We start from the raw sequence: 7,832 nt of genomic DNA, 5'->3' as shown, positions 1-7,832 counted from the left end.
GCCGTCAACCTCTGGTACGACGTGGGTTCGCGTCACGAGCCACCCGGTCTGACCGGTTTTGCGCACCTGTTCGAGCACCTGATGTTCCAGGGGTCCTCGGGCGCGTTGTTGGCGTTGGTGTTGTTGCCTGACCTGCAACAACACGCGTCTGAGTGGGCGTCGCTCTCGGCCGGGGAGGGGGCCGGTATGTCGTCCTGGTGGATGCCCGGCCCGTTCCCTGCGGGTGTGCGCACGCCCGACCTGACGCGGATGCCGGCGGCCTTCAGCAGGGTGCGCACGGCCTTCGTGTCGGGCGCGCCGACCGCCTTCTGCAGCTCGGTGAGGAGGACGTGCCGGCCGTCGCCGGACAGCGTCCGCAGCGCGGCGGCGACGTCCGGGGCTTCCTCGGCCGCGGGCTCGTCCTCGTCGTCCTGGCGGCGGCGGGCGAACCACCGGGTGGCGCGCTGCCAGGCGAGGCACAGCAGTACGCCGACGACGACGTAGGCGGTCTCGGGGACGGCGGCGACCACTCCCCACATGGCGAGCAGCAGGACTGCGACGAGGACCAGGCGGGCGGTGCGCTCGCTCATCCCGCCGGCCTCGGCCTCGACGAGCGGCTGCTCGGTGTCCGTGGTGCTCATCCGAACACCCCGGTGAAGCCGCTGCCGAGGAGGTTGGCGCTCGACCCCAGCGGGATCGCGGCCACCCCGGCGACGTTGCCGGACAGGGCGATCAGGACTCCGGCAAGGCAGCCGAGGACGATCTTCGCGTTGGCCTGGCGGGGGCCCCACTTGAGTAGGCCGAGAAGGACGAGCGTGATCAGGAAGACGACGACGTACCCGCCGTCGGTGAGGACCAGCTGATTCGCGCGGGTGACGTCCGGGGCGTTGCCGCCGATCCCCCACACCAGCGCGGCGTAGCCGGCCACGTTGCCCGCCCACAGGGCGACCCAGGTGACACCGCCGAGGGCGGAGACGGAGCCGAGCGCTGCGAGGGCGGCGAGCATCCCGTACAGCACGGACAGGACGAAGGGGATCAGGGCTCCGAGCCTGCGCTTCTCGCGCATGACCCAGCGCATGACGAACAGGATGATGATGCCGACGCCGAGGGCGACGCCGCCGAGGTTGATGGCCATGTACGGCACAGCGGGGTCCTTCAGTGGAGGACGGTCACGGCGAGCGCGACGAGGGTGAGGATGAGCGCGCACGTCCCGGTAATGGGCGGGATGGTGCGCCGGTCGACGAGGGCGAGGCCGACGAGGGCGCCACCGGTGGCGAGGACGAAGAACGCGGCGAGCGCGGCGAGCCACATGGCGCGCCGCCTACTGCGCCGTGGCGGTGTCGTGGCTCGGGTGGCTCGCGCGCCGTACGGCGTTGGCGCGCCAGGTGGCGCGCCGCTGCTCAGCGGCGGTGTGGATGGCGCGCGCCACCGGCTCGGGCAGGCGGCCCGTGAACGGGTCAACGAGGATGTTCAGGTCCTGGACGAGCCACGCGGGCAGGTCGTGGATGAGCCGTGGCGCGCGGGGTGCGCCGCTGGTCGGCGGGGGTGGCGCGGCGTCCGGCTCGTCCGGCTCGTGGGGTGGCGCGTCCTGTGGCTCGTGGCGCGGCTCGTCCGGCTCGGTGCCCGGCTCGGCGGCTGGCGCGTCCGGCTCGTCCGTGGCGCGGAGGGCGCGCGCCACGGTGCTGTGGTGGATGCCGAGCTGGCGCCCGATGGCGCGGTGGCTCATGCCCTTGTCGGCGAGCTGGCGCACGGTGGCGCGGGTGGCGTCGTCGATCGGAGTGCTCATCGCGCGCCACCTCGCTCGGCGTGGCGCTTGGCCGCCTTGGTCTCCTCCTGGGCGAGCTTTTGGCGGAGGTAGTCGACGTTCCAGCCGAGGTCTGCGGGGTCCTCGTCGAGGGCCTTGCGCACGGTGAGAGCCCAGCCGGCACGCTCGACGAGGCGGGCCTCGTAGCCGGGGGCGTCGCACGGGAGGGTGATCGCGTCGAGGACGGCGGTGAGGAGCGCGCGCAGGTCGCGCACCTCGTCGGGGGTGGGCTTGGTGCTCATCGCGCACCACCTCGCTCGGTGCCCCGTGCGATGAGGAACGCGTCGTCGCGGTGGTTCTGGACGCGGCGGGCGGCGTTGCTCTCGTAGTCGGCGCGGCACAGCCGGTGCAGTTCGGCGAGGCGGGCGTTGGCGGCCGTGCGACGGATGAAGCCTCCGGCGACCAGCCGCCGGGGCGTGGGGGAACTTGCGGCCCCGACGGGGCGCGCGAAATGATCGGGCATGCCGACTCCTGCTCTGATCAGGATGTTCGGTAGAGGGTCGGGCGGCGCGCGCGCCTCCTCGGTGTTCCAGCACCGTGGAGAGCTGCTGTCCGGCCCTCGCTGTCTATTCGGTTGTGTACTTCTTGATCGCCTTCGCTACGGCGGTCCAGCTGAGGTTCAGCTGTTTCGCCAGGGCGTAGACGCTGCCGAGTTCGCCAGCCCCTTCCTTCAGGGCTTCCGCTCGTCGTCTGCGGGCCTGTTCCGCTTGGGCTTCGAGCTGTTCCAGCAACTCGTCCTCCGTGCGGATCCGGTCCCGCCATGGGGGCGTCTTCACCTCCCCAAGGGTATCGCATCCCCCGTTATGCGCAACCCCCCATTGCGTACTGCTCACGCGGCCTCGCTCGGCTGGAGCTGCTTCAGCAGCAAGTAATCCTTCGGCTGGTACTCGGTGCCGCACCAGCGGCACGTCAGCGTCGCCTCCCCGGGGTAGGAGCGCAGGACGGCCCCGCACACCTGGCCGTCGGGGAAGGCGGCGACACACAGTCCAATGCGTGTGCCGTGCTGGCGCTTGCGCTCCTCCGGGTCCTCCGGGTCGACGATCGTAAGCACGTCGCCCTCCAGGCCGCGCACCTCGACCGCCATCTCCCCGGCCAACGGCCAGCTGCTCGCGATCCAGTCCATGTTGATGGTGAGGGCGCGGGCGGCCACGGTGACGCGGCGGCCAATGTCGGCGGGGACGGCGGGGGTGCCCCAGCCGCGGTCGGCTTGCATGGCGGCCCGCCAGTCCTCGAGGACTCCGGCGATACCGCCGGCCGCGCGGAGGCTGAGCACGTCCTCGCGAGCGGGCAGCGGCGCCTCGCAAGGCCGGGTGCGCCCGTACTGGGGGCTGCCGCTGCTGCCGGGGGCGAGGAACGCCTCCAGCGCGGCCCAGAGCCGCGGCATGCGCTCCAGGCGCTGGGTGGTGGCGCGAGTGCAGCCGTCGCACAGGTAGCCGTGCTCCAGCTGCCGCTCGCACAGTCCGCAGTCGTTCACGGGGTGCTCTGCTCCTTCGGCTCCGGGAGGGCGGTCCGAATCGCCTCGACAGCGGTAGCGGTGCGGATCGTGTCCGGCAGCCGCTGCTCCCACGCGTCGGTCATCTGCCGCACGCGCTCGATGGCGGCCTCCGCCTGCTGGGTCGCCGCGCGTCGTTGCCCGGTCCGGCGCCGCTCAGCAGCCAGCTCGGCGGCGATCCGGTCGCGATCACGTTCGATCTCCTCGGCCTTGGCCTTCCACGTGGCGCGGCCGTTGATGATCTGCTCGACACGGCGGCGCAGTGCCACGCCCTCGGCCTCGCTGAGGACGCCGCGGGCGGCTCGGTCGGCGAGGACGCGGAGAAGGTTCAGCGGGTCGGTGGGCTCGGTCATCGTGCGCTCCGCGGGTCGTCGGGGATGTCCAGGCCGGCCACGATCGCGTCGAAGCGGGCGCGCTCGTTGGCGATGAACGCGGCGTCGTCGTCGCGGGCGGCGGCGCCGACGGGCACGTACCGGATGCGGGCCGTTCGGTGGCCCCAGCACCAGCCGGCGGCAAGGGCCAAGAGGGCGGCGAGGAGGTAGGTCACGGGTGCCTCTTTCGGGTGTGGCGGCGGATCGCGCGCCCTGCCCGGTGGAGGCCAAGCAGGGCGGCGCTGATGAACGGGCCTGCGACGAGGCCGAACGCGAGCGCGTAGGCGATCACGCGGCTTCCCGGTAGTCGTGAGCGGCTGCGCGCCTGCTGCGCGCCCAGGACGGGCGGACAGTGCGCCGCCACAGGGCGCGTGCGGCGGCCGTGAGGACGGCAATCGTGCCGAGGAGGGCGAGGGTGCCGGCCGCGGCGAAGACGGCGACCCAGGCGAGGAGAGCCCAGCCGAGCGCAACTGCGGTGTCGATGGCGTCGGCGAAGAGTTCGGCGCTGGACATCAGTTGCTCCTTGAGGCGGTGGCGGGGCGGCCGGCGGTGATGTGCCAGCCGAGCGCCTTGAGTTCGGCGACGACGAGGCGGGACAACAGGTCGGGGCTGGCTGCGGGGTGTTCTTGCATGACGGAGGCGATGACGGCGCGCACGGCGTCGGGGATCACGCGGCGGCTCCGTGGGGGCAGTGGCCGACGGTGACGCGGGCGGTCAGGGCGAGAACGTCGCGACGGCCGGTGGCGCGCTGGTGGTGGCCGCAGCCGCACAGCCAGTCCGCGACCGGGGTGTCGTCGCGGTCCAGGCCGCGGACGGTGAGGCCGGCCGGGATGCCGGACACGAGGGTGGGCTGCTCGCTCACGCGGCACCGTCCTCGGCGACCAGACCGCGCGACCTGGGGTCGCAGTGCGTGCAGTGGCACGGCCCCTCGGCGTAGGCGGGCGTCTGGCATTCCCTGATGTCCGTCCAGCCGGTGGCGTCGCTGATGACGAGGACGAGTTGCCCGCCCGCAGTCTTGCTGCCCAGGCGCATGTCCGGGCCGACGAGGCGGGTGTGGTCGTCGTCGTCCAGGAGCCCGGCGTCGACCAGGCCGTCGACGGCGGCCTTGAACGAGGGGTACCAGTTCGCGGGGTCGGCGCGGCCGGCGCGGGCCGGGCGGTAGTAGCCGACGATGCGGGCCCGCTCGAACAGCGCGTTGGGTTTGGCCGCGGCGAGCGCCTCCACCAGCGGGCGGTGCCCGGCCACGGCCTCGATGGCAGCCGCGCGGATCGTGCGGGTGCGCTCGGCGCGGACGTGGTGGTGGGTGCGCCGGTTCGCGTTCAGCAGCGGCAGCCCGGCGGGAAGTTCGATGGTGAAGGACTGGCTCACAGCAGGGTCTCCTGGACGGGTCGGGGTCGGCATTCGTGGTCGGCGAGGACTTGATGGGTGCAGGCGGTGGCGTGCCAGCGGTCGCGCCAGCGGATGCGCGCCGGGAGGTGCTTGTGCTGGACGAGGCACCACAGGAGCCGTCCGGCCGGCGCAGTGGCCGGGTCGACGGGGTGCGGGTCGGCGCGGACGTCGACGGCGGCGACGCGGTCCGCGGTGCGGGCGACGATCGTGTCCGCTTGGCAGCGGGGGCACGGCTGGTGCCGGGGGCGTTGGGCGGAGGCCTCAGCGCGGGCGGCGACGAGGTGCGCGGGCAGGCTGGCCATCAGGCGCCGCCGAAGGGGTGCGAAGGGGTTGCGAAGGCATGTGCGAAGGGGTGCGCGAAGGGGTTGACCTGCGGTGCGAAGGGGTCGAAGGGGTTTTGCGCTGCTCCCCTTGCATAGAGGCACTGCTGGTTTTCCTTCTCCTTATGTGCGTGGGCGTAGAAAAACCCCTTCGACCCCTTCGACTTGCAGGTCAAAGCCTTCGCAGACCCCTTCGCAAACCCCTTCGCAACCCCTTCGCACCCCTTCGCAGACCCCTTCGCACGGCCGGTCATCGGGCACCTCCGAGCAAGGCCATGGCGAGACCGAGCGTCACGGCGCGGCGGGTCCTGGAGTCCTTGGACTGGGCGTAGCCCTGCTCCTGCAGGCGGACGGTGAACGCCTTCATCGACATGGGGTGCCGGATCCCGGCCTTCTCGGCCCACGTCTTGTAGCTGCCGTACAGATGGCCGTTCTCGGTGACGGCGTCGGCGACGTCGTCGGTCTCCTCTTCCAGCCATGTGGCGAGCGGGTTGGACTGGGCGATGTGCTCGCGGGTCTTGGCGGTGACGGACTCGGGGACGGCCAGGCCTTGCTTCTGCCAGTCGAGGCAGCCGCGGATGGCCCAGTTGAGGACGCCTGCCGCTTCGCGGGCGAGGATCTTCTCGGCGAGGCCCTGGATCCGCTTGGCCGGCGGGACGATGACGTCCCAGCCGATGTCCTGGAGGCGGCGGGCCATGCTGTGGCTGCCGGACACGTCGGGCAGGTGGTTGGTCGCCAGGTGGATCTTCCCGACGGGCTTGAACTCGAAGAACTCGGCGTTCAGGAACCGGGCGGACACGGGGTCTTCGCCGGTGAGCCGCTTGACGAGTTCCTCGTCGAGGGGCTTGCCGCGGCCTTCCGCGTTGCGGCCGGTCTCGGACGTCGACAGGAGCCGTTTGCCGACCATGCGGGCGATGTCGTTGGGGATGCCGCCGTCGCCGTGCTTGGCCATCAGGGTGGAGGCGGGCACGGCCTGGGCGTACTCGCCGAGGAGGCCCATGACGACGCGCATGAATACGCCTTTGCCGTTCTGGCCCTCGCCGTGGTGGATGAACATGACCTGCTCGCCGGTGCAGGCGGTGACGCTGTAGCCGACGACGCGGGCGAGGTAGGCGCGGCGCTCGAGGTCGGGCATGACGCCGTCGAGGAACTTGTCCCACATGGGGCAGGTGGCGTTCGGGTCGTAGCAGATCGGGGACTGCTGCATGAGGTAGAGGCCGCGGTCGTGGGCGCGGAGGTCGCCGGTGGTGAGGTCGACGATGCCGTTGGCGACGTTGAGGAGCATCTCGGGCTTGTCGAAGGCGTCCATGGTGGTGTGGACGGCGGGGTAGGCCTGGAGGACTTCGCGGGCGGCGGCGAGCTTGGGCCGCATGCGCTGCTTGCGGGCCCAGGCGAGGAACTGTTCGTGCTGGCTGGCGGTTTCCTTGCCCTTGTCGTCGGTGACGGGCTCGTCGCTGTAGTTGGGGGCTTCGTCCTCGAGCTGGTTGATGGTGTCGACGACGCGGGTCCACACGCCGGTGTTGGCGGCCTTGAGGTTCCAGCGGCCTTTGTCGTAGTAGGCCCAGCGTTCGATGTCGGCGAGCCATCGGATTTCGCTGCCGTGGCGGTCGATGACGCGTTCGGCGTTGCCGAGGTCGTCCCATTCGCGGGCGGGCATCGGCACTGGGGTGGGGGCGGGCTCCTCGGTGGGCTCGGTCCAGCCGCTGGTGGCCGTCTGCGGGGCGGGGGCGGACTGCGGGGGGAGGAGTCCGGCGAAGGCGTTGCGGTCGCGCGCGGCGGGCGGCCAGGGGGTGCGCGGGTGGGCCATGCCAGCGGTGAGCCCCGAGTTGATGGTGGGCATGGCACGATCGTCGGGATGGCCGCCCGCGCGGGCCGCGGCAAGCAGCGCCTGCCGGGCCTCGGCCTCGGTGAGGGCTCCGGCGCCGACGAGGGTGCCGATGTTGAAGGCGCTGGTGTTGATCTGGTTGTTCTGGTCGCCGTCGGCGGCGCGGGCGATGGCGTCGCACTCGTCCTGGACGGCGCGGCGGGTGTAGGCGTCGAGCTGCGCGGGCGGCAGCTGCAGCGCCGGGGCGGGGCCGGCCGCGACCGGGGCGGGTGCGGGCTTGGTGGTGAGGGCGGTGAGGAGCCAGGTGGGCGCGGCAACCGGCGGCCGGTCGGCGTCTTCCAATTCGTAGACGACGCCGGTGGCGTGGACGGAGCCGGGGCCGATGACGTAGGCGTTGCCGGCGCGGACGTCGCCGTCGAAGCGGCCCTTGAGCGTGCCGAGGCTGTTGCCGAGCTTCATGCTGGCGGGCGCCCAGTAGTAGTCGTGGTGGCCCTGCGCGGTGTGCACGCGCATCGTCGGCGTGTGCCGGTGGCCGAGCGCGGCGGCCGCGTCTTCGATGGCGCCGGAGCTCGCCCGGACCACTGGTGGTGACAAGCAGTTCGACTACGGGCTCGATCTGCTGCTCGAAGGCCTGATCGCTAGAACAGCATCG

The 7,832-nt window shown here is 72.1% G+C and carries 15 protein-coding genes and 1 pseudogene; 1 reads left to right on the top strand and 15 read right to left on the bottom strand.

The window, feature by feature from the left end; all coding sequences use genetic code 11:
- A pseudogene (locus ACFCV3_RS42500) lies at positions 1–108 on the top strand (insulinase family protein); the annotation flags it as partial.
- 508 nt (positions 109–616) lie between these two features.
- Here the strand turns inward: ACFCV3_RS42500 and ACFCV3_RS42495 are convergent.
- The 15 genes from ACFCV3_RS42495 to ACFCV3_RS42425 form a co-directional block, all read right to left on the bottom strand.
- On the bottom strand, positions 617–1,123 hold the full coding sequence (locus ACFCV3_RS42495; protein ID WP_365437376.1) for a hypothetical protein: 507 nt from the start codon (positions 1,121–1,123) through the stop codon (positions 617–619).
- 11 nt (positions 1,124–1,134) lie between these two features.
- Entirely contained in the window at positions 1,135–1,290 is a 156-nt protein-coding gene (locus ACFCV3_RS42490) for a hypothetical protein (protein ID WP_365437379.1), read from the bottom strand.
- Positions 1,291–1,300: 10 nt separating this feature from the next.
- Positions 1,301–1,765 (bottom strand): helix-turn-helix domain-containing protein, encoded by a 465-nt coding sequence (locus ACFCV3_RS42485; RefSeq protein ID WP_376041138.1) that lies wholly within the window; start codon positions 1,763–1,765, stop codon positions 1,301–1,303.
- Entirely contained in the window at positions 1,762–2,025 is a 264-nt protein-coding gene (locus ACFCV3_RS42480; RefSeq protein ID WP_375852323.1) for a hypothetical protein, read from the bottom strand. The genes ACFCV3_RS42485 and ACFCV3_RS42480 overlap by 4 nt, the downstream gene beginning before the upstream one ends.
- Positions 2,022–2,246: a hypothetical protein gene (locus tag ACFCV3_RS42475; RefSeq protein ID WP_375852322.1), complete on the bottom strand. Its 225-nt coding sequence runs from the start codon at positions 2,244–2,246 to the stop codon at positions 2,022–2,024. The genes ACFCV3_RS42480 and ACFCV3_RS42475 overlap by 4 nt, the downstream gene beginning before the upstream one ends.
- Positions 2,247–2,349: 103 nt before the next feature.
- Positions 2,350–2,559 (bottom strand): hypothetical protein, encoded by a 210-nt coding sequence (locus ACFCV3_RS42470; protein WP_376041136.1) that lies wholly within the window; start codon positions 2,557–2,559, stop codon positions 2,350–2,352.
- Between the two features lie 53 nt (positions 2,560–2,612).
- Complete coding sequence (locus ACFCV3_RS42465; RefSeq protein ID WP_376041134.1) at positions 2,613–3,257, bottom strand: hypothetical protein; 645 nt, start codon at positions 3,255–3,257, stop codon at positions 2,613–2,615.
- On the bottom strand, positions 3,254–3,628 hold the full coding sequence (locus tag ACFCV3_RS42460; protein WP_375852319.1) for a hypothetical protein: 375 nt from the start codon (positions 3,626–3,628) through the stop codon (positions 3,254–3,256). Before ACFCV3_RS42460 ends, ACFCV3_RS42465 begins: the two co-directional genes overlap by 4 nt.
- Positions 3,625–3,822 (bottom strand): hypothetical protein, encoded by a 198-nt coding sequence (locus tag ACFCV3_RS42455; RefSeq protein WP_375852318.1) that lies wholly within the window; start codon positions 3,820–3,822, stop codon positions 3,625–3,627. Before ACFCV3_RS42455 ends, ACFCV3_RS42460 begins: the two co-directional genes overlap by 4 nt.
- A gap of 112 nt (positions 3,823–3,934) precedes the next feature.
- On the bottom strand, positions 3,935–4,159 hold the full coding sequence (locus ACFCV3_RS42450; RefSeq protein WP_375852317.1) for a hypothetical protein: 225 nt from the start codon (positions 4,157–4,159) through the stop codon (positions 3,935–3,937).
- Positions 4,159–4,317 (bottom strand): hypothetical protein, encoded by a 159-nt coding sequence (locus ACFCV3_RS42445; RefSeq protein ID WP_375852316.1) that lies wholly within the window; start codon positions 4,315–4,317, stop codon positions 4,159–4,161. The genes ACFCV3_RS42450 and ACFCV3_RS42445 overlap by 1 nt, the downstream gene beginning before the upstream one ends.
- Positions 4,314–4,508: a hypothetical protein gene (locus ACFCV3_RS42440; protein WP_375852315.1), complete on the bottom strand. Its 195-nt coding sequence runs from the start codon at positions 4,506–4,508 to the stop codon at positions 4,314–4,316. Before ACFCV3_RS42440 ends, ACFCV3_RS42445 begins: the two co-directional genes overlap by 4 nt.
- Positions 4,505–5,014: a hypothetical protein gene (locus ACFCV3_RS42435; RefSeq protein ID WP_375852314.1), complete on the bottom strand. Its 510-nt coding sequence runs from the start codon at positions 5,012–5,014 to the stop codon at positions 4,505–4,507. The genes ACFCV3_RS42440 and ACFCV3_RS42435 overlap by 4 nt, the downstream gene beginning before the upstream one ends.
- Complete coding sequence (locus tag ACFCV3_RS42430; protein WP_375852313.1) at positions 5,011–5,337, bottom strand: hypothetical protein; 327 nt, start codon at positions 5,335–5,337, stop codon at positions 5,011–5,013. The genes ACFCV3_RS42435 and ACFCV3_RS42430 overlap by 4 nt, the downstream gene beginning before the upstream one ends.
- A gap of 268 nt (positions 5,338–5,605) precedes the next feature.
- A complete protein-coding gene (locus ACFCV3_RS42425; RefSeq protein ID WP_376041129.1) occupies positions 5,606–7,693 on the bottom strand; it encodes a phage/plasmid primase, P4 family in 2,088 nt (695 codons plus the stop codon).
- Positions 7,694–7,832: the final 139 nt, after the last annotated feature.

The organism is Kribbella sp. NPDC056345, assembly GCF_042262745.1.
In the GTDB taxonomy this organism is placed as follows: Bacteria; Actinomycetota; Actinomycetes; order Propionibacteriales; family Kribbellaceae; genus Kribbella.
The sequence above is the reverse complement of the archived record's forward strand: the minus strand, read 5'-3'. Positions and strand labels throughout refer to the sequence as shown.